The following is a 24640-nucleotide window of genomic DNA, read 5'->3' as shown; positions in this document are numbered from 1 at the left end:
CGCCAGTGGCATCCTCTCGTAGCAGCTTGTGACTAGCGATCGCGACAGTTAGCGGGTAGGAAAAGGACACAGACAGGCCCTGCTGACGATGTCGTCTCTACGATTGCTTCTATATATAAGGAATTGTAGATCAGGGACCTTGTATCTAATAGGGATTATTTATCAATAGGAGCGAGCAAGTGACGCTAACCGTACTCATTATTGGCTGTGGCGATATCGGCATAACGCTCGGTCGCGAACTGCTCAGCGAAGGACACCGCGTGATTGGCGTTCGTCGCCGTATCGAAGCCCTGCAGGATACCGGGATCGAGCCCTTGGCATTGGACCTCAACGAGCTTGAATACGCCGACGCAAGCGCGCTTCCCGAGGCGGATTACGTCATTTACACGGTGAGCGCCGACCACTTTGAAGAAAGTGCCTACCAGAGCGCTTACCCCGAGGGCTTGAAACGGGTACTGAGCGTCATGGAACAACACGCCACACCGCCACGCCGCGTGTTTTTCGTGTCGTCGACCAGCGTCTACGGCCAGCAGGAAGGCGAAGTGGTCAACGAGGAAAGCCCGACCGAACCGACAAGCTTCTCCGGCACCCTGATGTGCGAAGCCGAACAGGCGCTGATCAACCACCCGCTACCCGGTACCGTGGTGCGTTTTTCGGGCATCTATGGCCCTGGCCGCGACCGGCTTATCCATCAGGTCGCCGAAGGTCGGATCGCCGCGGTCACCCCGGTGATCTATTCCAACCGTATTCACCGCGACGACTGCACCGGCATTCTGGCCCATCTGATTCACTGCCAGGAAAACGGCCGACCGCTGGCGGACCTCTACCTGGGCAGCGATTGCGAACCGGTCACCATGCATAACGTGATGGACTGGATTGCCAAGCAGCTCAAGGTCGCGTCCACCGACACGATGCAATCGCCGCTGCGTCGACGTACCAGCAAGCGTTGCGATAACCGGCGGATCCTCGAAACCGGCTATCAATTCCGCTACCCGACGTTCCGCGAAGGCTACGCTCAGGTATTGAAAGAAGGCGGCTTCTGGCGCGTGCAAAAGGCTTGACCGCCATTCACGGGTCCACAACACTGCCATGAGCCTCCAGCCTGCTCATGGCAGATGCTTGCTCTGCCTTAATCGCCAATGACCATGACGGCTTCGGCTTCCACCTGGCTCCCCTTGGGCAGGGCTTTTACCCCCACCGCGGCGCGGGCCGGGAATGGCATATCGAAAAACTCTTCCATTACCTTGTTCACGATCGCGAAGTTATCCAGCTCGACCAGGTACAGGTTCAGCTTGACGATATCGCCAAGCGTCCCGGCAGCTTCTTCGCAGACCGCCTGCAGGTTGGTAAATACTTGACGAGCCTGCAGTTCAAAATCGTCCGAGACGATTTCCATGGTGGCCGGGTCCAGCGGAATCTGGCCTGACAGGTACACGGTATTGCCTGCTTTAACCGCCTGAGAGTAGGGGCCGATAGCAGCGGGGGCTTTCTCGGTGTTGATAACAGCTTTGTTGCTCATTGGATGTCATGCTCCTTGGTGCACTCAACGTTGATCATGGTGGTCTCGCCATGGCTAACGCTGCCAGCCATGGGCCAGCAGGTCGCCACAGCGGGCGCTTAATTTGCCATGCGGGTTATTTTGCTGACGTTAGGCAGGTTGCGGATACGTTTCATGATGCGGGCAAGGTGAACGCGACCCTTTACCGCAAGCGTGAGGTTCACCGTGGCGAGACGCGCATCGCGCTCTTCAATCCCGATGCGTTCGATGTTGGCATCCGCATCGGTGACCAGCCCGGCGAGTTGCGCCACGATCCCTCGGCGACTTTCGATTTCAATGCGGAGAACTACCGGGAAGTCTTCGTCGATGTTCTCTGACCATTCCAGCGCAAAGACTTTATCGGGGTCGTCTCTGTCCATCAGGTTTTTACATTCAGACCGGTGTACCACAAGCCCTTTACCCATCGAAAGGTGGCCGATGATGCTATCGCCGGGCAGCGGGTGGCAGCAGCGGGCAAAGTTGATCACCATGCCCTCGCTGCCGCTTATCACCACCGGTTTATGGTGGGTGCCCTCGTTAATCTGCTCGCTGGGATGACCGTCCGCAACATCCACCAGGCGCCGCGCGACGACGTGGGCAACGCGGTTGCCAAGGCCCAACGACTCTAACAGTGCCTCTTCCGACGACACGTCGAGTTGCTCGAACGCACGGCTTATCACCGTCGGCTCCAGCTCTTCCAGGCTGGTATTGAAAGGCGCCAGCGCCTTGTTCAACAGCCGCCGCCCGAGCATCACCGCTTCGGTATGCTGCTGATGCTTGAGGGCATGACGAATGGCCGAGCGCGCCTTGGCCGTGGTGACAAAATTCAGCCACGCCAGATTGGGACGGGCCCCGGGAGCCGTGATGATTTCCAGCGTCTGGCCACTCTCGAGACGCGTGGAAAGCGGCGCCAGATGGCGATCGATGCGACAGGCGATGCAGTGATTGCCGATATCGGTGTGCACGGTATAGGCGAAGTCGATCACCGTAGCACCCTGGGGCAGCTCCATGATGTCGCCCTTTGGGGTAAACACGTAGATATCGTCGGGAAACAGGTCGTTTTTGACGTGCTCGATAAACTCCAGGGAATCCCCGGCGTGGCGCTGCATCTCCAAAAGCCCTTTCACCCAGGCACGGGCGCGGGCATGGCTGCCTTCGGCGATCGGATGGGAGGTTTGCCCGGCTTTATACAGCCAGTGGGCGGCGATGCCGTTATTGGCCATGGCCTCCATTTCCCGGGTGCGAATCTGCACCTCGATGGGCATGCCCCGCGCGCCAAACAAGGTGGTGTGAAGACTCTGGTAGCCGTTGGCCTTGGGAATCGCGATGTAGTCCTTGAAGCGCCCCGGCACCGGCTTATACAGATTATGCACCACGCCCAGAATGCGATAGCAGCTGGCCACATCGTCGGTGATGATGCGAAAGCCGAACACATCCATGATTTCGACAAAGGGTTTGCGCTGGTCGCGCATCTTGCGATAGATCGACAGCAGATGCTTTTGGCGACCGACGACCGTACCGCTCAGGCCTTCGTCGTCGACGCTTTTTTGCAATGTCGCCTGAACTTCCCGCATCGCACTGCGCCGATGCCCGCGGGCGTTGGAGACAGCCCGCTTGATTCGCTCCGACCGCATCGGGTGGATCGCCTGGAAGGACAGGTCCTCGAGTTCGACGCGGATGGTGTTGATACCCAAGCGCCCGGCAATGCGGGCATAGATTTCCAGGGTTTCGCGGGCGATGCGACGCTTTTTGTCGGGGCGCAGTGCGCCCAGGGTGCGCATGTTATGCAGCCGGTCGGCTAGCTTGACGATAATCACGCGGATATCCCGCGACATCGCCAGGACCATCTTCTGGAAATTTTCCGCCTGGGCGACGGCTTTATCTTCGAAGGTGATCTGGGTCAGCTTGGAGACGCCGTCAACCAGTTCCGCCACTGGCTCGCCGAACTGGGCGCCAAGCGCTTGTTTCGACACGCCGGTGTCTTCAATCACATCGTGCAGCATGGCAGCCATCAAGCTTTGATGGTCCATGTGCATGTTGGCAAGGATATTGGCTACCGCCAGCGGGTGGGTAACGTAAGGTTCGCCGGAGCGACGCCGCTGACCGTCGTGGGCCTGTTCAGCGTAATAAAAGGCGCGTTTGACCTGTTGAATCTCGCCGGGGGGTAAGTAGCCGCCGAGTCGGTCGGCCAGGTCATCAATGGTAAACATTCACCGCGCCTCTAATCGGTCGTGAATCCTAGTCGTCGATTTGTGCGCTGGGAGCCATTGCTGGACGAGCGCGAACAGGTGCTTCAACCGGTTCGTCCAGTACCGTGTGATCGACCAGGCCCGCCGCGATTTCACGCAGCGCCATGACCGTGGGCTTGTCATTTTCCCAAGGTAGCTGTGAATCGCGAGTGCCCCGCGCCAGTTGGCGAGCACGCTGGGTGGAAATCATCACGAGCTTGAAACGATTTTCGACATGATCAAGACAATCTTCAACGGTGACGCGAGCCATGGGTGCCTTCCTGTAATAACGATGCTGGATCGCGTCCGTGAGAGGTCAAACGGGTCGATCCAGCTAAAGAGGGTGTAGAACCTTGTAGATTACTCGACGCCGGGCGCCTGTGACAAGAGCGTTGCCAGCAAGGAGGCGTGGCGTTCGCTCATTAGCGGGCACGCCAGGCGACGGCTGATGACCAACGACTGCAATTCCTGCAGGGCCGTCGTGAAGTCATCGTTGACCACCAGGTAATCGTATTCGTCATAGTGCGACATTTCGCTGATCGCATCACGCATGCGTCGCGCGATGATGGCGTGCTCGTCGGTCCCCCGGCTGGCCAGGCGACGCTCAAGCTCGCTGCGCGACGGCGGCAGGATGAAGATCGACACGGCCTCGGGCATTTGTTCGCGCACCTGACGCGCGCCCTGCCAGTCAATCTCCAGAATCACGTCCTGGCCAGCATCAAGTACCGTTTGAGCCGCCTTGCGCGAGGTACCGTAGTAATTATCGAAAACCTTGGCGTACTCAAAGAACTCGCCACGCGCAATCATTCCCTCAAAGGTCGCCGCATCGGTGAAGTGGTAATTGACACCATCGACCTCACCCTCGCGCTTGGCCCGGGTGGTGTGCGATACCGACACCTGAATGCCATCGAGGCTTTCGATCAGCTCGCGTACCAGGCTGGTTTTACCCGCCCCCGATGGGGCAGAAACGATAAACAGTGTACCTTGGGACATACGCGCTTCCCTTGTTGGCGAGGTAAACTCGTGCGATTAAAGCAGTGTAGAAAAGTGACGCAGTATCGCACACCCATCGCGACGACTGTAGCGTTTCGCAGAACAGGGAGGTCACGATGCGAAGTACCTGGCTGATACTGGCGTTGATCGTGCTAGGCGTTGCCCTGCAAAAGGGAGTCATCGAGATTCCCCGTCACTGGTCACCCTGGGCACCACTATATGTCGACGATCCAATCACCCCGATCACATCGCTAAAACTCCGCCACCTGGAAAATGACCGCGACGGTTGCCTGGCAGCACTGGAAAGCGTGCCGGATGACGCCTTGCGCTATTCCCCTCTGGCCGACTACACCCCCGTCGATAGCTGCCCGCTTGAGAACGTGGTGCGCCTTGAAGCCAGCGGCGTCGCGTTCAACCAGTCGTTTGTGGCCAGTTGCCCCCTGGCCTTGGCCTGGGTGATGTTTGAACGCCACGCACTGCAACCCAGCGCCGAGACCCTTCTCGGCACCCGGGTACGCCAAGTCGACCATGTGGGAAGTTTTGCCTGCCGCAATGTGTATGGGCGTGAAAGCGGACGGCGCAGCGAACACGCCACCGCCGAGGCGCTTGACGTGACCGGCTTTCACCTCGCCAACGGTGAGCGCATTACCCTGCTTGAGGACTGGGGCAACGATGGGCCAGCGGGAGCGTTTCTGCGCGACATACGCGACGATGCCTGCGACTTTTTCGGCAACACCCTGGGCCCCGACTACAACGCCGCCCACGCCGACCATTTTCACTTCGGAATGCGCGGCTTTCGCCTCTGTCGTTAGTCCGCGACCGCGACACGAGCCGGGGGATAACGTTTCTCCAACCAGCGCCCGGCGGCAAACAGCACGAGCCCGCACAGCGCCAACCCGGTTCCCACCAGGCCGGTGCTCGACCAGTTGAAGCCCGCGCTGATGACAAGCCCGGCAAGCCAGGCCCCCAGCGCATTGGCGCCGTTGAAGGCCGCGTGATTGAGCGATGCCGCCATGGTTTGGGCATCCTCGGCGACATCCATCAAACGGGTTTGCAGCGAAGGCGCCAGCGCCATGCTGGTGCCTACCAGCCCCACAAACAGCAGCCCTGACCAGACATTATTCGCCGCGAAGTAAAATAGCCCCTGGATCACCGCACACCACAGCAGAATAGACGGAATTGCGCGCATCAGGTTTTTATCCGCCAGACGCCCGCCGATCAAATTCCCGGCGATGGAGCCCAGGCCGAAGATTACCAGCACCAAGGGCCCCAGCGCTTCGCTCATGCCCGCCTGCTGGGTCAGCGTCGGCATCACGTAACTGAAAATGGCGAACATGCCGCCGCAGCCGATACAGGCGATGGCCAAGGTAACCAGCACGCGCTGCTTGACCAGCGCCGACAGCTCACGCAGCGGGCTCGCCAGGGCATCAACGGGCTGAACCGGTACGTAAAACCGGGTCAACAGTGCGGTAAGCAGCGCAATGCCGCCCACCGCGGCAAAGGCAATCTGCCAGCCGAAAAAGCTCCCGGCCCAGGTGCCCAGGGGGGCGCCCACCAGAATCGCGACAGTCAGGCCCATCATCACCCGAGCAATCGCCCGTGCCCGCTGATCGACGGGCACCGCCCCGGCGGCCACCAGAGCGGCAATGCCAAAGTAGGCGCCGTGAGGCAGCCCGGCGATAAAGCGCAGGCCCACAAACGACCAGAAGCCCGGCGCCATGGCACTGGCAATATTGCCCACGGCAAACACCAGCATCAGCGCGATCAGCAGCGCTCGCTTGGGGACCCTTGCCGCCAGGGCAGAAATCAGCGGCGCACCGACCACAACGCCCAGGGCGTAGCTGCTGATCGCATAGCCCACCTGGGGCACAGTGATGGCCAGATCCTCCGCGATGCGATTCATCAACCCCATGATGACGAACTCGCTGGTGCCGATGCCAAAGCCGCCCAGCGCCAGGACAAATTCAGCCAGCCGCGGGTTACGCGCCAGCCCTTGAGACGACGATGCCGTCGATTCCTGCATGCTTATCTCCTTGGGATACCGACCGTTGGTATCGCGATGGCGCAAATGATCGCAGGATTAGACGAAAGTAGAAACATACTGCGCTTAAAAAGTTAGCGGGCGAACTCAGTCGTTACGTTGGGCTGATATAGGAAATAGCGGGGTAAGGTATTTGGCGGTTAGGCGCTAGGGGGGTCCACTGAAAGCAACCGCTCACGCAGCTCACGGCTACGCGGCACCAAGCCGGTTTGCAGACCCAGCGGGCGGAAAACCTGGTTGAGCAGGGCGACGGTAGGGCTTGCTTTATCGGCTTCCAGGTCCGACAAGGAGCGGCGACTGATACCCACCAGCTCGGCATATTGTGTCTGCGACATGCCCAGCACATCGCGGCGTAGCTGACGCAGCACCTGCCCTGAGCTGGTCTCTTCCCGCAGCAGTTGGGTCAATAGCGCCGTCAGCAGCGCCTCGCGCTCAATGCTAGAGAGTTCTTTGCGTTTCATACCAACCCCCAGCGCTGCAGCTTAGCGTCCAGATAATCTAACCCCAGCGCATTGGATGCCAACAACGCTTCAGGCACGCCCCGCCCAGCCAGCCGCTCTTTTAGGCCGACTAACTGACTCCCAAGCGCTTTTAGTTCTGCCATTAGCTGCTCCGGGGGCACATAGCCATTCAAGCGCTCCACAATGGCGACCCAGTTGAATTCACGCCCCTCCTCAAATGGCGCTCCCCAGGTGGTGGTGCGTACAATCCCCTCCGAGTCAGCCTTCATGGGCGCAAAATCGTAGACCGGTGCCAACCAGATACCCTGAGGCGTTTTCAGCAGCGCGCTATTGCGGCCGTGGTTGTCGCTGTTTGCAAACGCAACATTGAGCAGATCGCGTTTCACCCACTCACTTACAAAACCCGCTGTATCGAAATGACCTCCCGTCTCACGAACGCGGTATTGCTGGCTCAACCGGCCAACCAGTGCCTCAATCACGGCAAAATGGTTCAAGAAGCTTCCCGGTTCGCTCCCCATCACGGAATAAACAGACTCCAACCCATAAAGCGTGCGCTCTCCCCCCTGATAATCAACATCAAAGCGGGGCAACCACAGCGATGGATAGCGTTCTCCTTCTATTAACCTCATTCCTTGCGTGGCAATGGTCGCTACACCCATCGACGCCAGCTCATGATAGAAATGGTACTCCGCACGGAGGATGTTGTTATCCAGCTCGGTGCGCTGGCCGCGAGGAAATTTCACCAGATAGTGCTGGTCGGTATTTGCCGAGTCATCCTGGTAGGTATCGATCCAGACCTGATCGCCTGGCGAACAACGTAGTAGTAGCTTAGGCGCTTCGCCGCCAGCCCCGGTCGCACCACCTCCGGCGGCGCCCATCTGCTGTGCATAGGCAAGAAAGTCGCTATCCCGATCCACCACATCAGCAAGGGCAAAGCGCTGCTGCGCTAGCGTGCTGCCTGCTGGACGCTCGGGAAGGGCCTCCTTAATCCGTAAATTACCAACCGGTGCAATCGTCCCTTTAGCCAATAGGGCATAATCTTGTTCAGCCTCGCTAAGCGCAGATATCCCCAACTGCGTGACCCAGTAACGGCGGCTGGCCCCGGAAGGCATGATATCGTCTAAGAAAGCGAACCAGCGTGGCGATTGATGGGTATTCATTAGCTCAATGGGCAAACGCAGGCTGCAAGCATGCTCATCATCGCGATCCAGCCATTCAAGGGCATAATCGGTGATATAGCCCAAACGTGCAGGCCCGCGGCGACCCTGCTCTGGGTGTTCAATCACCAGCTCTGCGGCATCGTGCCACTGGCCATGATGAAATGCCTGGATGGTTAGCAACGTGGGTCACCTTAATTGAGCAGTTAATAATTGAGAAACTTAATGCTCAAAAGTATAGACCAAGGCACAATAATGTGCATTTTAATACTCAAAAATATATAAAACTCAATTAATGAGCAATATAACACTCATTTTTAGAAGGAGCTATCATGACACCTGATCACGCGTCCTTTGACATGATTGAGCATGCCATGGCGGCACTCGCCAAGGCAGATCCAGATATCGCCCGCGCTTATCCACTGGTAGGGGCTCCCACGCCCCGGGAACGCGACCAGGGTTTTGCGACGTTTTTCTCCACCATCGTTAGCCAACAGCTATCCACCGAAGCGGCCCGTGCGATTATGGGCCGCGTTAATACGCTACTGCCTGAACTGCATGCTAAAGCGGTAATGGAGGTAGAGAGCCAAGCACTGCGTGATGCCGGGCTCTCCTGGCGCAAGATCGAATACGCCAAGGGGCTCGCAGAAGCGGAGCTGGCGGGCACCTTTAGTGCCGATGGGCTTGAACACCTCAGTGACGACGACGCCATCGCCGCGATTACCCAACTGCGCGGCTTTGGTCGCTGGAGCGCCGAGATTTACCTGATGTTCTCGCTTAAGCGCCGGGATATTTTCCCCGCCGACGATCTGGCGTTGCGTGTGGCACTCGGCCGCTTGAAAGGTATGGATGACAAACCCACGCCCAAGCAGGCGCGTCAGTTGGTAGCGCACTGGTCACCCTGGCGCACGGTGGGGTCGCTGTTCTTGTGGCACTACTATCGTGGTGAACCGGTGTAGATACGCGCCTGCAACACCATTAGGCGTCTAACCCGCCAAATTTACCGTTCTGATAGTCCTCAACCGCCTGAACAATCTCCTCGCGGGTGTTCATCACAAAGGGGCCGTGAGAATAGATGGGTTCGTCGATGACCTCGCCGTGACCAAACAACAGTCGAGCATCGCTGCTGGCTTCAATCACCAGTCTATCGCCTGCGCGGTCTACTTCGATCAGATGGTGAGGCTCAACGGGTTCGCCGCCCACCTCAACGTTTCCTTCCACTACATAGAGAAATACCTGCCGCCCAGATTCAACAGGCAGCGTTTCGCGTGTACCCGCAGGGAGCTTAAGCGTTGACATAAATACGCCGGTCAGCGAATGGATGGGGCCAGTCTGCGCATCCCACTGCCCGGCGATCAGATTTAGCTCACCGCCCCCCGGCAGCGCCAGCGAAGGGATGTCGTCATGCTGGAGCCCCACGTAGTGCGGCTTGCTCATCTTCAAGCGCGCCGGAAGATTGACCCACAGCTGCAGAATTTCCAGCGGGCCACCGTCGCGTAGAAACTCCTCAGGCGAAATTTCCGCATGCACGATACCGCTGCCCGCCGTCATCCACTGCACGCCACCGGCGTGAATCACGCTTTGATGCCGGGTGCTGTCAGCATGGGCCAGCGAGCCTTCCAGAATAAAGGTGACGGTCTCGAAGCCCCGGTGCGGGTGTGGGCCGAATGGCAAGCCACCGTTATTGGCCGGGTAGGTCTGCGGGCCGTGGTGATTGAGAAACAGGAACGGATCGAGCTGCTCGAGCTGCGGCCCCGGCAATGGCCGCCGGGTGACCAGATCGCCGATATCGTCGCGCCTGGCCGGGTGTTGGGCAATGACATGACGCGCTGTAGAGGTCTTATCAGATGACATCACTATCTCCTTATTAATGTTTCCCAGCATAAAACCCCAGCGCGGCCATGAGGAGCGAATAATTTGCCAAGTTTCGTTGAAGGAAATTGCCAGGAACCGATCAAGGCGCGCGAACGTCCAGTCGGCCCACCACCTCCAGCCCACCAGCTGCTGGGCGCACGACCAGCATCTCCCCCGAGCCAACCCCTCGCCCGGCCAGCGCCGAGATATTCACCTGATGCGTGACCAGCAGCATGTTGCCCGACTGTTCCCAGGCGGCTATCCGCTCGCGGGCGGCTTGGGTGATGGCTTCCCGATCACCGCGACCGCGAAAGAACGAATCCAGCCACGGCGCAGGCTCGACATCGCCCAGCTGCATGAGCTCGGCGGTATCCAGCGCCCGGCACCAGCGCGACGCGTACACCGCGCCGATGGGGATGTTCCGCTCCCGAAATGCCTCACCCGCCACCCTCGCCTGGGCACGCCCCTGCTCTGAAAGATTGCGCTGCGTTTCGCAACGACCCCGCTCGAACCCGGGCGGATCGCCAACACCTGGCGCCAGCGAATGACGCATCAAAATCACCAGGCCCCCTTCCTGCAAGGCCTGCCAGGTCGTGTCGTTGGCCTGGGCGGTGACGGGCAGCACACCCAGTACACTGAGCAACAGGGTTAACGTAAGTTGGCGTAAGGTAGGCATGGAGATAGTCCTTCAACCATTGACGAAGTATTGGCCAAGCTAACGGCAACGGGCATGTGATACCCATCAACCTTCCCACTTCCAGACGGGCAGGTATTTGCTACGCCAAAGCCTAAACGACTTGGCGCGGCGATACGCGCCAAGCCCGACAACTCCATTCAACGCAAGGATAGCTTCCCCATCAGTCGCAACGCCTAAGCCCACTTTTTCAAAACGCCGTCACTACCGTCACGCCCGCTCCTTCGAACTTATCCATGTTCATCAGCGCCTCAATGGACTGCTCGAGGGTGATGCGCCTGCCGATAAGCTGCTCAGGCGCCAGCTTGCCAGACTGGATCATCGCCAGCATGGCGCCATAACGATGCGCCTGCATGCCATGACTGCCGAGTATTTCAAGCTCGTTGGCAATCACCTGGCTCATGGGAATAGCCGGTGTGCTGTTCTCCGCCAACATCAGCCCGACCTGAATATGCTTGCCCCGTTTACGCAGGTTGCTGATGGAGTTAAAGCAGGTCGTCGGGTGCCCTAGCGCATCCAGCGACACGTGAGCGCCTCCCCGGGTTATGTCCGTTACCGCCTCTACCACATTGGCCACCTTGGCGGCATTCACGGTGGCAGTCGCGCCCAATTGGCGGGCCAGAGCAAGCGCTTTTTCCGAAATATCGATAGCGACAACGTTAGCGCCGATGGCGTTGGCAATCATCACGGCGGATAGACCCACACCCCCGCAGCCATGAACCGCCACCCACTGCCCGGCCGAGGTTTGACCCTGATCGACCACCGCCCGAAACGAGGTGACGAACCGACAGCCCAGGCTGGCTGCCGTGGCAAAGTCGAGCGTTTCGGGCAGCGCGACCAAGTTGACATCGGCGTAGTGAATACTCACATACTCGGCAAAGGACCCCCAGTGCGTGAAGCCGGGTTGGAACTGACTATCGCACACCTGATGGTTCCCGGCGTGGCACTCAGGGCAGGTGCCACAACCACCGACGAACGGCACCGTGACGCGATCGCCAATGCGCCACTGTTTGACGTCCTTGCCAACCGCTTCGACAACGCCTGCCAGCTCGTGCCCCGGCACATGAGGGAGCTGGATATCGGTATCGTGCCCCACCCAGCCATGCCAGTCGCTGCGGCATACCCCGTTCGCCATTACCTTAACCACCACGCCATGCGATTCTGGCGCCGGATCTGGCAACTGCTGTATATGGGGAGGGGCGGAAAACTGCTCAAAAACAACGGCTTTCATAAACGACTCCTGCGCGGTATCCATTATTTTACTATAACCAACCGCCCCTGAAATTACTTTTCTGATGGATGGACACACAGGCTAATTTTGAATCATTCTTTCTTTTACACGCATAAATCTGAAAGAGATTTTCAAATGAGTCGACTGGACAAAATAGACGCCCAACTAATCGATAGCCTTCAAGCCGATGGTCGGCTATCCATCGCCAAGCTGGCCGAGCGGCTGGGAATGAGTGAAGCCACCTGCTGGCGGCGTCATAAACGCCTGGAAGAATTGGGCGTGATCGAAGGCTATCAAGCCACGCTGAACCGTCGAAAGCTTGGCGGCAACGTGCTGGCCTTTGTGCAGATCACCTGTACGCAGCACAGCGAGGCGGCCACCGCGGAGTTCGAACGCGTTATTCAGGCTAGCTCCCGGGTGCTCAGCTGCCATAACACCACCGGCGAGGCGGACTTCCTCTTGCAGGTCATCGCCCAGGACCTCGATGACTACAGCCGCTTCGTGGAAAAGGTGCTACGCCAGCTGCCGGGAGTATCGAGCATCCGCTCCAATATCTCCCTGCGGGAAATGAAGGCAACAAGCCACTTGCCGGCTGGGGAGTTGCTGGGGCTGTGAGCGAGGCAGTTGGGGAGGGGCCAGTCGAACAACGTCAGCAGCAGGCTACAGCACGAAAAGCAATAAAAATAGACACAATAATATCCATAAAAAGCCTAAAACATCTATAATAGGTACAGGAGTATCCTTTTTAGGAATGTTAACTTATGCACCGTTTTCTGCTGTTAGACGATACCGATGTACAGCAAGCCTTTGCTGCTCACCTGCGCCGGTTACGCGAACAGGCCAAGCTATCCCGGGCGTCACTGGCGCAGCGCAGCAGTGTGCCCGCCCCCACCATCAAAAAATTTGAGCTCACCGGGCAAATCTCGTTTCGCCAGTTGCTGTTGCTATGGCAAAGCCTGGACGACTTGGCGCGGCTATACGCGCTGACCCAGCACGACGCATTCAACGAAAAGATACCTTCCTCAATCGATGAGGTGCTCAAAGATGGCCTTTAAGCCTACGCAACGGCTGAACGTGACGCGCACGCTATCAACCGGTGAACAGGTCGCGGCTGGCGTATTGGCACAAAACCGCCAAGGGGTATTCTTTCAGTACGCGGAAGGCTATCTAGAACAACATGGCAATCTATCGCCTTTTACGTTACAGCACGGCCTGATGCTTCAACCCGCCCCTAGAGCGCCGCATCAAGGGCTTCACGGCGTATTTGGCGACTGTTTACCCGACGGCTGGGGACTGCTGCTACAAGATCGCGTCTTTCGTCAGCATGGCATAGCGCCTACGCAGCTGACGGCGATGGACCGGCTCGCATTTGTTGGCCAGCGCGGCATCGGTGCACTGACCTTTGAGCCAGCATCGGAGGCAGCGCCGACACAGAGCGATAACGAAGACCTGGCGACACTCGGCCTCCAGGCACAGGCCGTTTTCGATGGACAAACGGAAGATGTGCTCAGCGCTTTGGTCGCAGCGGGTAGCTCCGGCGGGGCAAGGCCGAAGGCACAGCTTTTCATGCCGCCTGGCCAATCGAAAGCGTGCCGAACCTATGCCCAGCCAGAGGATGACGCCTGGCTGGTCAAGTTCACCTCTCAACACTTGCCACTGGGTCATGAAGAGGGGCTATGCGAAGCGGCATACCTGGAAATGGCTAAAACAGCAGGCCTTGAGCCGCCCGAATGGCAGTTACTACGCATACCTACGCCACAGGGTGAGCGCGCCTGGCTTGCCATCAAACGGTTTGATTGGCTCCATCAGACAACCCCTGCGGGGCGTCTCCATATGCACAGCGCCTGCGGGCTGCTGGATGCCGATTTCCGATCCCCTAGCCTGGATTACGCCGACCTGATTAAGGCAAGCCGCCAGCTGTGTCAATCCCCCGCCGTAGGCCAACTGCAATTCCGACGCGCACTTTTCAACTTATTTGCCTGCAACCAGGACGACCACAGTAAAAACTGGGCGTTTCTGCAGGATGATCACGGCCAATGGAAACCAGCACCGTTTTACGATGTGACCTTTAGCCCCCACCCTTTTGGAGTACACGCCACTGCCTATATGGGCTTTGGCAAGCAGCCCTCGCTAAAAGCCATCCAACAGCTCGCCACCCATGCAGGCTTTGCCAACTGGAAACAGGCTCAGCCGCACGTTCAGAAGATCGCGGACGTTATTGGCACCTTCCCGGCTGTGGCAAAAGACCGGGGTGTGAAAGCCAGCACCATCGAGCTGATCACCCAGCGATTGAACGAAGCTTGGCAGGAGAATAAGGGGATTTTAATCAGTTGAAGATCGGGCATTTGATGTTATCTGTCTCTACTGAATCAACGCACGCACGCCCGATAGCTGTTCGGCTCAAGCCAAAGCTGCTTCCAGAGATCGCCCTCAAAAGCTGCTTCCAGAGATCGCCCTCAAAAGCTGCTTCCAGAGATCGCCCTCATCTGTCGATACGTCGCGACAATGGCCTCAACTTCGATTGTGCTCAAAGGTGCCACTCGACTCATATCATTTCACTCAATATTCTGAATCTGTTCCCGCATCTGTTCGATCAGCACCTTCAATTCCACCGCGCAGCGGGTCGTCTCGGCGACGACGGATTTAGACGACAGCGTATTGGCTTCGCGGTTGAGTTCCTGCATCAGGAAATCCAGACGACGACCTTTGGGGCCTTTCTGTTTCAGTTGACGACCGACTTCATCGACATGGGCCGTGAGGCGGTCCAGTTCTTCGTCCACATCGGCCTTTTGCGCCACCAGCACCAGCTCGGCTTCAAGGCGTTGGGGATCGAGGTCGGTCTTGGCGATCTCTAAACGCTCCAGCAGGAGGCTGCGCTGGCGCTCAAGAATCTGCGGTAGCAAGCTGCGCACGGTGGCTACCTGCTCGCTTACGGCGGCAAGCCGGGTGGTGATCATGACGGCGAGTTTCTCTCCCTCACGGGCGCGGGCGTCAATGAGCTCATCCAGCGCCTGGTCGAACAGCGCCTTCGCAGCCGAGGTAATGGCCTCCTGATCAAGGTGCTGGGTTTCCATGACCCCGGGCTGGTTGAGTAACGCAAGGGTGGTCGGCGGCACGGCGCTGGGTACCTGCTGTTGAATAGCCGCCAGCGCATCGGCGATCTCTTTTAGCCGCTGAGTATTCACGGCAGGCGCCTGATGGGCCTCGGCGGCCTCAAAGCGCAGGCTGCACTCGACTTTCCCCCGTGCCAGCCGGGTACGCAGCGCTTCTCTCAGCGTCGGCTCCAGGTCGCGCAGGGCATCGGGCAGGCGGAAATGCGGTTCTAAATAGCGCTGGTTCACCGAACGGATTTCCACTTGAAGCGTGCCGAAGGGGGCCGCCTGCTCGGTGCGGGCGAAGGCGGTCATGCTGTGTACGCGGTTTGAAGCAGCCATGGTACATCCTGTTAATGAACAACGGTCTATATAGCATTGCGAACAGTCTAACCGATAGCCCCATCAGCGCACGCCCAGACGTGTACAATGGTGGGCTTTTCCTTGTTACGCGTTTATTGAGAGGTATTATTTGTGAGCAGTGCTAAGCGTCCTGATGTTGTGCGTCCCAGCGGTCGCGAGGCCGACCAGCTCCGTGATATTCGCATAACCCGCGATTACACCCGCCATGCGGAAGGCTCGGTCCTGGTGGAATTTGGCGATACCAAGGTGCTGTGTAATGCCAGCGTGGAAGCAGGCGTACCGCGCTGGCTGCGCGGTAAAAATCAGGGTTGGATTACCGCCGAGTACGGCATGCTGCCCCGCGCCACTCACTCACGCAGCGACCGAGAAGCCACCCGCGGCAAACAGGGGGGGCGTACGCTGGAAATTCAGCGCTTGATAGGCCGCAGCCTGCGCGCCGCCGTGAATTTGAAAAAGCTGGGTGAGTTCACCATTACCGTCGATTGCGATGTCATCCAGGCCGACGGCGGCACCCGCACCGCCGCGATTACCGGCGGCTGTGTCGCGCTGGTGGATGCCATCCGCTACCTGCAGCGGGATAAAAAGATCAAAGGCGACCCCTTCAAGCAACTGGTCAGCGCGATTTCGGTGGGTATCTACAAAGGCGTACCGGTGCTTGACCTGGACTACCCGGAAGACAGCAAGGCCGATACCGACCTGAACGTGGTGATGACCGAAAGCAGCGAGTTGATCGAAGTACAGGGCACTGCCGAAGCAGGCGCATTCAACCGCGCCGAGCTGAATGCCATGCTCGATCTGGCCGAGAAAGCTGGCGACGAGCTACGAGAAAAGCAGCGCGAAGCGCTGGGTATTCGAGGCTGATCAAGCGCTGACCATAACGCCACAAGCCGACCCAAGGTCGGCTTGTGGCTATTACCTGCGAACAGACAGCGACGCGGGAAATACGCGTCTAGAGCGCCAGGTCGTACTCGACGATCAATGGGGCGAACTCGGAGAAGGTCGCGTCGTAATCGATCCACGCGTCGACCACGTGGCGGCGGAAGTTGGGACCGACCAGTTGGTAGTCGATTCGCCAGCCTTCCTGGCGCTCACGGGGAACTTCCTGGTGAAGCTTAGGCCACCAGGTATATTCACCAGCGTCGCGGTTGATTTCGCGGAAGGTGTCGATAAACCCGGTTGGGCCAAGTACCTGATCCATCCAGGCGCGCTCTTCCGGGCGGAAACCCGAGGTGAGCTGATTGTCGGACCAGTTGGCCAGGTCGACGGTCTTGTGGGCAATGTTCCAGGTACCACAGATGATGTATTCGCGGCGTTTGCGCGACATCTTGGTCAGGTACTCCTGGTATTGGTCCATGAACGCCTGTTTGGCTTTTTGGTCGCTCCCGTCGGGCATCAGGAAGGTCGCGATGCTGAAACGGTCATAGTCCGCCTGCAGAAAGCGCCCTTCGTGGTCACACTGGGGGAAGCCAAGGCCGTACATGATCGCCTTGGGGATTTGACGGCAATACAGTGCCACCCCGGAGAAACCATCCTCTTCGGCATCCAGGAAGTAGCCTTCATAGCCTTCCGGATACAGAATATGGTCGCTCAATTCAAAACTTTTTGCCTTGATGTTCTGCACGCAGACCACGTCGGCATCCTGCTGAGCCAGCCAGTCCAGGAAGCCACGGTCGACGGCATCACGTATACCATTGACATTAATGCTGGCAATTTTCATAAATCGTCCCTTTTGCGTCGCTGCTGTATGATACCCGACGTTTAGACGTTTGGGTAAATAGACAAACCAAATCTTGCTATTTACCTGCTTTTTATTGTTGCCTTTGCCCCAACTTTTGATCGACAAGGGAAGACCGCCGTGGCCACCACTCTACAACCCTACCAGCGCGATTTCATTGCTTTTGCCATTGAGCAGGGGGTGCTCAAGTTCGGCGAATTCACGCTTAAATCCGGGCGTGTAAGTCCTTACTTCTTCAATGCAGGCCTGTTCCAGACCGGCCGCGCGCTCGCCAAGCTGGGCCGCTTCTATGCCCAGGCGATCGTCGATAGCGGCCTTGAGGCCGATGTGCTGTTTGGCCCGGCGTACAAGGGCATTCCCCTGGCGGCGGTAACTGCCGCGGCCCTGGCTGACCACCACGACCGCGACATCCCCTACGCCTTTAACCGCAAAGAGGCCAAAAGCCACGGGGAAGGCGGCAACATTGTCGGCGCACCGCTTGCCGGTGATATTCTGATTATCGACGACGTGATTACCGCAGGCACCGCTATTCGCGAGGTAATGAGCCTGATCGAGCAGAATGGTGCTCGCGCAGGGGGCGTGATCATTGCCCTGGACCGTCAGGAGCGTGGCCAGGGCGAACAGAGCGCGATTCAGGAAGTGCAGTCTCAGTACGGCATGCCGGTGGTCAGTATCGTGACGCTTGAGCAGGTGCTTACCTATCTAGAGGAGCATGCCGGTGGCGAGATGCTGGCCTACGCCGAGGCCGTTCGGGCGTATCGTGACCGCTACGGAATTGCCGACTAAACGGCTAGAGTACGAGGGCGCCTGCGTAGTCTTGCTGGCGCCATGCCTCATAGCTCACGATAGCCACCGCGTTGGAGAGGTTGAGGCTGCGGTTATTGGGCTGCATGGGAATGCGCAGCTTTTGCTCGGCAGGCAACGCCGCGTGAACCTCGGGCGAGAGCCCGGCGGTTTCCGAGCCGAACAGCAGCACATCGCCTGGCGCATAGGGCGCGTCGCTATGGGCGCGGGTGCCTTTCGTGGTGATTGCCCAGATGGTGCGTCCCTGCATGGCGCTTTGAAAGGCGTTAAAATCAGCATGGCGCGTCACATTGGCAAGATCACGGTAGTCCAGCCCGGCGCGGCGCAGCTTTTTCTCTTCCAGATCGAAGCCCAGTGGCTCGATCAGGTGTAATCGGCAGCCGTTGTTGGCCACCAGGCGCATGATGTTGCCCGTATTGGGCGCCATCCGCGGTTCAAATAAAGCGACTTCAAACATTAACACCTGCCTATTGTTAGCCCATTATGCGTCTACCCAGCGCCGATGATTATAATCGAAACCGCCCTGCAACACGTTAGAGGTTACCCGTCGCCATGACGCCCCAGCCGCCAAAGAGCATCCTTAGCCGCATTAACGGGCTCAATCCGCGCCAACAGGAAGCCGTGCGCTATATCGATGGGCCCTGCTTGGTACTCGCAGGGGCAGGCTCCGGCAAAACCAGCGTGATTACCACCAAAATCGCTTACCTGGTGCAGGAATGCGGCATGAGCGCGCGCAAGATCGCCGCGGTGACCTTTACCAACAAGGCCGCCCGGGAGATGAAAGAGCGCGTCGGGCAAATGCTGCACGGCAAGGAAGGCCACGGACTGACGGTTTCCACCTTCCACACCCTGGGGCTGAACATCATCCGCGGTGAGCTGAAAACCCTGGGCTACAAACCCGGCTTTTCGCTCTTCGACCCGGAGGATGCCAAGGCGCTGCTGCGCGATTTGATGAATAAGGACGCCCAGGTAGACGCCGAACAGATCAACGCGGTGCAGGGCAAAATTTCCCAGTGGAAAAACGACCTGATGCTGCCCAGCGATGCGCTGTCGTTTGCGGCGGATGACGACGAGCACTTCGCCGCACGGGTCTACGAAGCCTATGTTCGCCATCTGAAAGCCTATAACGCGGTGGATTTTGACGACCTGATTCTGCTGCCAGTGGTCCTGCTGCAGCGCGACCCGGAAGCCCTGGCCCGCTGGCGCCGCAAGATCCACTACATGCTGGTGGATGAGTATCAGGACACCAACGTTTCCCAGTACCTGCTGGTGAAGCTACTGATGGCTGAACGGGCCACCTTTACCGTGGTGGGCGACGATGACCAGTCGATTTATGCCTGGCGGGGTGCCCGGCCGGAAAACCTGATCACCCTGGGCGAAGACTTCCCGCGCCTGAAAGTCATCAAGCTGGAGCAGAACTACCGCTCCACCGGCACGATCCTGCGCGCTGCCAACACGCTGATTGCCTATAACCCCCACGTCTACGAAAAAACCCTGTGGTCGGAGATGGGCGACGGCGCCTCCATTCGGGTCATCGTCAATCGCCACGAGGAAGCCGAAGCGGAGCGCGTGGCCAGCGAAATGTTTACCCGGCGGATCAAGGAAAAAGCCGAATGGCGGGACTTTGCCGTGCTTTACCGGGGTAACTTCCAGGCACGGCTGCTGGAGTTAAAGCTGCAGCACTACCAAATCCCCTACAAGCTGTCCGGCGGCACGTCGTTTTTCTCGCGCAACGAGATCAAGGACACCATGGCCTATCTGCGGCTGCTGATTAATCCCGCCGACGACAACGCCTTTTTACGCATCGTGAACGTGCCGCGCCGGGAAGTCGGCCCCGGTACCGTCGAGAAACTGGCCAACTACGCCACCGAGCGCTCGATTTCGCTGTTTGCCGCCTGCCATGAGCTTGGCCTGGAGCAGGTGCTGCCGACCCGAGCCGTGGAGCGGTTGTCGCGTTTCACCCACTTTATCGACGGCGTACGCAAACGCATGGACCAGGGCGATGCCATTGCCGCTATCCGCGACATGCTGCGGGACATGGATTACGAGGCGTGGCTGTACCAGAACGCCAGCGCACCGACCGTCGCCGAGCGACGCATGGCCAACGTGTGGATTTTGATCGACCAGTTGGAAAAGTCGCTCAACCGCGACCCGGAAGATGATACCGCGTCCGAAGCCACCGAAACCGACAGCGTGGAAGCGGCGATATCACGCCTGGTGCTGCGCGATATCCTCGAGCAACAGGCGGAAGAAGACGACTCTGACCGGGTGCAACTGCTCACCATGCACGCCTCCAAAGGGTTGGAGTTTCCCCACGTTTATCTAATGGGCCTGGAAGAAGACCTGCTGCCTCACCGCAACGCCATTGAAATGGACACGGTGGAGGAAGAACGTCGCTTGGCCTATGTGGGCATTACCCGCGCACGGCGCACGCTGACCTTGACGCTTGCCCGCCAGCGCAAAGCTTACGGCGAGTTGATGGACTGCCAGCCCAGCCGCTTCCTGGACGAATTGCCTGATGAAGACCTGGAATGGGAAGGCCGCGCCGATAAGGAAGACCCGGAGAAAAAGCAGGCCCGGGGGCAGGATGCCATTGCGGGGCTGCGTTCTTTACTTGGCTGAGGGGTACTTTAAACCAGAAGTACAAGCGAGATTCGGCGCTTATAAATTATCCACAGGCTATCAGCCACAACCGCTTGTGGACAATTTAAATAAGCACAAAGAGCAACACTCTGTTTATTCGGCCTCGGCGACCATATAGTCGACAACCGCCTGGATTTCTTCGTCGGAAGCGCTACTGCCCCCGCGCGCGGGCATGGCGCCTTTACCCTCATACACGCTTTGGTAGAGAGCCTCGGTGCCTTGCTCAAGACGAGATGCCCATGCCTCGGTGTCCCCTAGCCCTGGCGCTCCCGCCGCGCCGCTATCGTGGCACGCCGCACAACCGATACTGCTATACAGCGAGGCGCCATCCAATTCTCCATCACCGCTTTCAGCATTGGTGGCGGCTTCTGCTTGCGCTGCTTGGGTGCCACAATCCTGGCCCTGTAAACAAACGCTACCTACCGGCGCCAGCCGCTCCGCAATCGCCTCCCGGGAGGCTTCATCAGCGACGGCACCCGACCCGCTCAGCATGGCAATCCCAAGCGCAACAAGACCTTTTGCTATCTGCTTAACGTTCACTCGCACCACCTCTTATTTATTATTGTCGGCGTCTGGGCGGCTGAAGTTCAAAGGCTACCAATACGCCTACTTAATGAATATTAGCAGTATAGTGGTAATTCAAAGTGCCACAAAACCCGCCGGGCCTGCCGGGTCAACGCGGCAACGACGCCTGGCACGGCTAGCCGTGCCAGGCCATGACGTATTGCTGGGCATATTCGCTGAAGCCAGCGCGCCTGTAGAGGTTAAACGCCGGCAGGTTTTCATGATCCACCGATAGCAATAGCTCCAATGCGCCCGCCTGCTGGGCAAGGGCCAAGGCATGGTTGAGAATATGGCCGCCCAACCCGCGACGTCGCCACTCAGGCACCAGCCCCATCAGCATCAGCTCCCAACGGTTAATCTCGCTCCGCGGTGCCAACAGCAAGGCGCCGATGGGCGACGGCGATTCATCCGCATACAGCGCATGCCAGTGAACGGGCGCGTGAGAATCTTGCCCATAGAAACCTGCCAGTAAGTCATTGATCGACAAGATGTCGCGCAACTCACGGCAGTCCAGCGAATCCTGCCCAACCGCGGCCATCAACGCATGCTCCTGAGCCGCTGTCAGCCGATCCCATGGTGCCCAATGCAGTTGGGTGAACGGCGCCGCGGCAGGAAAGCGCTGGCCCACATCCGCTTTCAAACAGCGCAGCGATACGAGCGGCTGCATGCCATGAGCGATTAATTGCGCTCGCTGGTGGGTCGCCTCTGGCGCCAGCTCGATGTGACAAAGCGTTAAGCGTTGCTGCATGACCCAATGCCGCGCTGTCTCGATCAACGCGCTTATGTGATCACCCTGTGAATTGGGTAGCCACAACTGCGCCATATTCTGTGGCAGCCGCTGTACCCAGACAACGCCGTTGATACGCCCTCTCTCCAGGCTTACCCATAAGCTCTGCCAAGCCGTTTCCGGTTCCTTCAGCATCGGCTTCAGCGCCTCGGTCAATGCTTTCTGTCCCTTCGACGACTGCGATTTGGCCAGATGCAGAAGTGCCTCGCGGCGATGTTCAGGCGGGCATGGGATAATCTTTGAGATATGTGCCATAGACGCTACTATCGTTGTCATCCATTGTGTTTATCTGACCATCGTATTCATCTGAATCGGTAAACTCACCCAAGGACATCATCTCTCATCATGCGCATCCTATTGGTAGAGGACGATTCAAGTTTAGCGTCTGGAATCCGCCTGGCGCTTAAACCTGAAGGGTACACGGTTGACCATCTCAGCGATGGGGTGAGTGCCCGCTCAACGTTGCTGGAAGGGATGCCCTTCGATGCCGTGATACTCGACCTGGGGTTACCCCGCCTGGATGGCGTCGACGTGCTCAAAGCCGTGAGACGGGAAGGTAACCAGGTACCCATTCTGGTGCTGACCGCCCGTGATGCGGTCGATGAGCGAATTGCTGGCCTCGACGCCGGCGCCGATGATTACTTAATCAAACCGTTCGATGTCACCGAGCTTACCGCCCGGTTGCGCGCTTTATTAAGACGCAGCCATGGGCAGGCCCGTTCGCTGCTGGAGTGTCAGGGGATACGCTTTGATCCGGTCACTCTCAAGGTAAGTTATCAGGGACAAGAGGTGTCACTTTCACGCCGCGAACTGACGCTGTTGCAGGAATTCATGAGTCACCCTGGACGTGTGTTCACACGCGATACCTTAACCCAGTTGGTGTACGGATGGGATGAGGATGTCGAAAGTAATGCCATTGAAGTCCATATTCATCATTTGAGGCGCAAGTTTTTTCCCCATGTCATACGTACCGTACGTGGCATTGGTTACGTGATGGATAACCCCGAATGAGCTCGATTCAATACCGCACCCTCACCTTGGTGCTCCTGGTCTTTGGCATCAGTACGCTGGTGATCGGGGTGATCAGCTACCGCTATGCGGCGCATCAAATAAGCGAGCTTTCAGATGCTCGACTTGCCCAACATGCCCGGCTTCTCGAAGGCATGGCGCAAGCATCTGGACTGAGTAATGATCGCAAAACGATGCTGAGCAATATTGAAAACGCATTGCAGCGGGCCGAATCGGCCGATTCGCCCTACGGACACCGCTACTCAAGCCAGCTCGCCTTTCAACTGTGGGAAAACGATCAGCTATTGCTAGGTTCCTCAAATGCGCCCGATATCCCCCTCCGCCACCAGGACACGGGCTACGCGGACCTCACCATTGATCAACAGGCATGGCGGATTTATGTCTTGAATCAGGCAGAGACTAATCAACGAATTGTCGTCGCCGAACGCGAAAACAGCCGCGGTGAATTGAGCCGTTCGGTCGCCCTGCGCACCTTATTACCTGAGCTGATAGGCTTGCCCCTGGTCGCCTTGCTGTTGTGGTGGTGTATCGGCTGGGGGTTAGCACCCTTGTCGCGAATGGCCGAGCAGACGCGGACCCGCGGTCCCCAAAATCTTCAGCCTCTATCACTTACGTCACTGCCTCAAGAGTTAGCCCCAATCGCCAGCGCGTTAAATCAATTACTGGCGCGTATCCGTCAGATACGCACCCGCGAAGAGCGCTTTATCGCTGATGCTGCCCACGAATTACGTACGCCACTCGCCGTACTGGACCTGCACGCGCAAAATGCGTTGAGCGCCCATAGCCATGAAGACCGTAAAGAGGCACTTGATCACCTGCGCGACGGCGTTACCCGCGCCACGCGAGTGGTCAGCCAGCTGCTTGCCCTGGCTCGTCTGGCGCCGGAAACCGAGATACAGCGCCACTACCGTCCAGCCAACTTGCTCATCGAAGCACGTGAAACCCTCGCCGAACTCTCGCCGCTAGCCGCCGAACGCCAACAGCAGGTGACCCTGCATGCCGATGAAGCGCTGGACTGGCAGATGGAAGCGGAGCCCGGTGCCATTGAAACCGTGTTGCAGAATATTGTGGGTAACGCTTTCCAGCACACACCCACTAAAGGCGTTATCGACATCGCCTTAACCGCCACCGCTCATCACGTCACAATCTGCGTGGATGATCAGGGGCCCGGCATCCCGGAACAGGCATACTCAAAGGTGAGAGAGCGCTTCCAGCGTGCCGGGCCAGGCGCCGGGGCAGGCTTGGGGCTATCCATTGTTGACCGTGTCGTTAAACGCCACAACGGTGAGTTCACCATGACCAGCGCACCTCAAGGAGGACTGCGCGTATGCATTACACTTCAGCGTTTTCCATCTCGCCACGGAATGACCTTGATGCCCCCCGACGACTCTTAAGGTTGTCATAAGAATACCGTGCAAATGTGACGT

At 58.3% G+C, this 24640-nt stretch carries 26 protein-coding genes; 11 read left to right on the top strand and 15 right to left on the bottom strand.

The window, feature by feature from the left end; all coding sequences use genetic code 11:
- Positions 1-179 precede the first annotated feature (179 nt).
- Positions 180-1061 carry an SDR family oxidoreductase gene (locus tag ADS46_RS02360; RefSeq protein ID WP_066315802.1) on the top strand — a complete coding sequence of 294 codons (882 nt, stop codon included), beginning with the start codon at positions 180-182 and terminating at the stop codon, positions 1059-1061.
- A gap of 68 nt (positions 1062-1129) precedes the next feature.
- On the opposite strand, the gene ADS46_RS02355 is transcribed toward ADS46_RS02360, so the two are convergent.
- The 4 genes from ADS46_RS02355 to gmk form a co-directional block, all read right to left on the bottom strand.
- Positions 1130-1519 (bottom strand): RidA family protein, encoded by a 390-nt coding sequence (locus ADS46_RS02355; RefSeq protein WP_066315792.1) that lies wholly within the window; start codon positions 1517-1519, stop codon positions 1130-1132.
- Positions 1520-1617: 98 nt separating this feature from the next.
- Positions 1618-3747, bottom strand: coding sequence for a RelA/SpoT family protein (locus ADS46_RS02350; protein ID WP_066315789.1), 2130 nt, complete (start codon positions 3745-3747; stop codon positions 1618-1620).
- Positions 3748-3775: 28 nt separating this feature from the next.
- A complete protein-coding gene (rpoZ, locus tag ADS46_RS02345) occupies positions 3776-4036 on the bottom strand; it encodes a DNA-directed RNA polymerase subunit omega (RefSeq protein ID WP_066315786.1) in 261 nt (86 codons plus the stop codon).
- An 89-nt stretch (positions 4037-4125) separates the two neighbouring features.
- A complete protein-coding gene (gene gmk, locus ADS46_RS02340) occupies positions 4126-4758 on the bottom strand; it encodes a guanylate kinase (RefSeq protein WP_066315783.1) in 633 nt (210 codons plus the stop codon).
- 116 nt (positions 4759-4874) lie between these two features.
- Here gmk and ADS46_RS02335 point away from each other — a divergent pair, with 116 nt between their 5' ends.
- Entirely contained in the window at positions 4875-5570 is a 696-nt protein-coding gene (locus ADS46_RS02335; RefSeq protein ID WP_066315774.1) for an extensin family protein, read from the top strand.
- On the opposite strand, the gene ADS46_RS02330 is transcribed toward ADS46_RS02335, so the two are convergent.
- From ADS46_RS02330 to ADS46_RS02320, 3 genes are all read right to left on the bottom strand, one after another.
- Positions 5567-6781 carry an MFS transporter gene (locus ADS46_RS02330; RefSeq protein ID WP_066315772.1) on the bottom strand — a complete coding sequence of 405 codons (1215 nt, stop codon included), beginning with the start codon at positions 6779-6781 and terminating at the stop codon, positions 5567-5569. The genes ADS46_RS02335 and ADS46_RS02330 overlap by 4 nt on opposite strands.
- A gap of 158 nt (positions 6782-6939) precedes the next feature.
- A complete protein-coding gene (locus ADS46_RS02325) occupies positions 6940-7260 on the bottom strand; it encodes a helix-turn-helix transcriptional regulator (RefSeq protein WP_066315770.1) in 321 nt (106 codons plus the stop codon).
- Positions 7257-8600: a type II toxin-antitoxin system HipA family toxin gene (locus tag ADS46_RS02320; protein WP_066315768.1), complete on the bottom strand. Its 1344-nt coding sequence runs from the start codon at positions 8598-8600 to the stop codon at positions 7257-7259. The genes ADS46_RS02325 and ADS46_RS02320 overlap by 4 nt, the downstream gene beginning before the upstream one ends.
- Positions 8601-8749: 149 nt before the next feature.
- Here ADS46_RS02320 and ADS46_RS02315 point away from each other — a divergent pair, with 149 nt between their 5' ends.
- The gene (locus tag ADS46_RS02315; RefSeq protein WP_066315766.1) at positions 8750-9376 is read left to right on the top strand and encodes a DNA-3-methyladenine glycosylase family protein; all 627 of its coding nucleotides are present in this window, start codon (positions 8750-8752) and stop codon (positions 9374-9376) included.
- 19 nt (positions 9377-9395) lie between these two features.
- Here ADS46_RS02315 and ADS46_RS02310 read toward each other — a convergent pair whose 3' ends face one another.
- The 3 genes from ADS46_RS02310 to ADS46_RS02300 form a co-directional block, all read right to left on the bottom strand.
- Positions 9396-10271, bottom strand: a complete 876-nt coding sequence (locus ADS46_RS02310; RefSeq protein ID WP_066315764.1) for a pirin family protein — start codon at positions 10269-10271, stop codon at positions 9396-9398.
- Positions 10272-10371: 100 nt separating this feature from the next.
- A complete protein-coding gene (locus ADS46_RS02305) occupies positions 10372-10947 on the bottom strand; it encodes a histidine phosphatase family protein (RefSeq protein WP_066315762.1) in 576 nt (191 codons plus the stop codon).
- Between the two features lie 208 nt (positions 10948-11155).
- On the bottom strand, positions 11156-12196 hold the full coding sequence (locus ADS46_RS02300; protein WP_066315760.1) for a zinc-dependent alcohol dehydrogenase family protein: 1041 nt from the start codon (positions 12194-12196) through the stop codon (positions 11156-11158).
- A gap of 135 nt (positions 12197-12331) precedes the next feature.
- Between ADS46_RS02300 and ADS46_RS02295 the strand changes: the two genes are divergently transcribed.
- The 3 genes from ADS46_RS02295 (at position 12332) to ADS46_RS02285 (ending at position 14530) form a co-directional block, all read left to right on the top strand.
- Complete coding sequence (locus ADS46_RS02295; protein ID WP_066315758.1) at positions 12332-12811, top strand: Lrp/AsnC family transcriptional regulator; 480 nt, start codon at positions 12332-12334, stop codon at positions 12809-12811.
- A 146-nt stretch (positions 12812-12957) separates the two neighbouring features.
- Complete coding sequence (locus tag ADS46_RS02290; protein WP_066315753.1) at positions 12958-13251, top strand: helix-turn-helix domain-containing protein; 294 nt, start codon at positions 12958-12960, stop codon at positions 13249-13251.
- Positions 13241-14530 (top strand): type II toxin-antitoxin system HipA family toxin, encoded by a 1290-nt coding sequence (locus tag ADS46_RS02285; protein WP_066315751.1) that lies wholly within the window; start codon positions 13241-13243, stop codon positions 14528-14530. Before ADS46_RS02290 ends, ADS46_RS02285 begins: the two co-directional genes overlap by 11 nt.
- Before the next feature lie 221 nt (positions 14531-14751).
- On the opposite strand, the gene ADS46_RS02280 is transcribed toward ADS46_RS02285, so the two are convergent.
- Complete coding sequence (locus tag ADS46_RS02280) at positions 14752-15630, bottom strand: YicC/YloC family endoribonuclease (RefSeq protein ID WP_066315749.1); 879 nt, start codon at positions 15628-15630, stop codon at positions 14752-14754.
- A gap of 159 nt (positions 15631-15789) precedes the next feature.
- On the opposite strand from ADS46_RS02280, the gene rph reads away from it, so the two are divergent.
- A complete protein-coding gene (rph, locus tag ADS46_RS02275; protein WP_199825172.1) occupies positions 15790-16512 on the top strand; it encodes a ribonuclease PH in 723 nt (240 codons plus the stop codon).
- Positions 16513-16600: 88 nt separating this feature from the next.
- Here rph and ADS46_RS02270 read toward each other — a convergent pair whose 3' ends face one another.
- Positions 16601-17368, bottom strand: coding sequence for an exodeoxyribonuclease III (locus ADS46_RS02270; RefSeq protein WP_066315746.1), 768 nt, complete (start codon positions 17366-17368; stop codon positions 16601-16603).
- Positions 17369-17506: 138 nt separating this feature from the next.
- Between ADS46_RS02270 and pyrE the strand changes: the two genes are divergently transcribed.
- Positions 17507-18172 (top strand): orotate phosphoribosyltransferase, encoded by a 666-nt coding sequence (gene pyrE / locus ADS46_RS02265; protein ID WP_066315744.1) that lies wholly within the window; start codon positions 17507-17509, stop codon positions 18170-18172.
- Between the two features lie 4 nt (positions 18173-18176).
- Here pyrE and ADS46_RS02260 read toward each other — a convergent pair whose 3' ends face one another.
- The gene (locus ADS46_RS02260; protein ID WP_066315741.1) at positions 18177-18647 is read right to left on the bottom strand and encodes a tRNA (cytidine(34)-2'-O)-methyltransferase; all 471 of its coding nucleotides are present in this window, start codon (positions 18645-18647) and stop codon (positions 18177-18179) included.
- Positions 18648-18742: 95 nt separating this feature from the next.
- On the opposite strand from ADS46_RS02260, the gene rep reads away from it, so the two are divergent.
- On the top strand, positions 18743-20812 hold the full coding sequence (gene rep / locus ADS46_RS02255; RefSeq protein WP_066315739.1) for a DNA helicase Rep: 2070 nt from the start codon (positions 18743-18745) through the stop codon (positions 20810-20812).
- 114 nt (positions 20813-20926) lie between these two features.
- On the opposite strand, the gene ADS46_RS02250 is transcribed toward rep, so the two are convergent.
- Complete coding sequence (locus tag ADS46_RS02250) at positions 20927-21373, bottom strand: c-type cytochrome (protein WP_234346746.1); 447 nt, start codon at positions 21371-21373, stop codon at positions 20927-20929.
- Positions 21374-21533: 160 nt separating this feature from the next.
- Entirely contained in the window at positions 21534-22439 is a 906-nt protein-coding gene (locus tag ADS46_RS02245; RefSeq protein WP_156524454.1) for a GNAT family N-acetyltransferase, read from the bottom strand.
- 90 nt (positions 22440-22529) lie between these two features.
- On the opposite strand from ADS46_RS02245, the gene ADS46_RS02240 reads away from it, so the two are divergent.
- Positions 22530-23195 carry a response regulator transcription factor gene (locus ADS46_RS02240; RefSeq protein ID WP_066315735.1) on the top strand — a complete coding sequence of 222 codons (666 nt, stop codon included), beginning with the start codon at positions 22530-22532 and terminating at the stop codon, positions 23193-23195.
- Positions 23192-24607, top strand: a complete 1416-nt coding sequence (locus ADS46_RS02235) for an ATP-binding protein (protein ID WP_066315730.1) — start codon at positions 23192-23194, stop codon at positions 24605-24607. The genes ADS46_RS02240 and ADS46_RS02235 overlap by 4 nt, the downstream gene beginning before the upstream one ends.
- Positions 24608-24640 lie beyond the last annotated feature (33 nt).

Source organism: Halomonas sp. G11 (genome assembly GCF_001663515.1).
In the GTDB taxonomy this organism is placed as follows: domain Bacteria; phylum Pseudomonadota; class Gammaproteobacteria; order Pseudomonadales; family Halomonadaceae; genus Vreelandella.
Note: the sequence above shows the minus strand (reverse complement) of the source record. Positions and strands in the feature narration are given on the sequence as shown.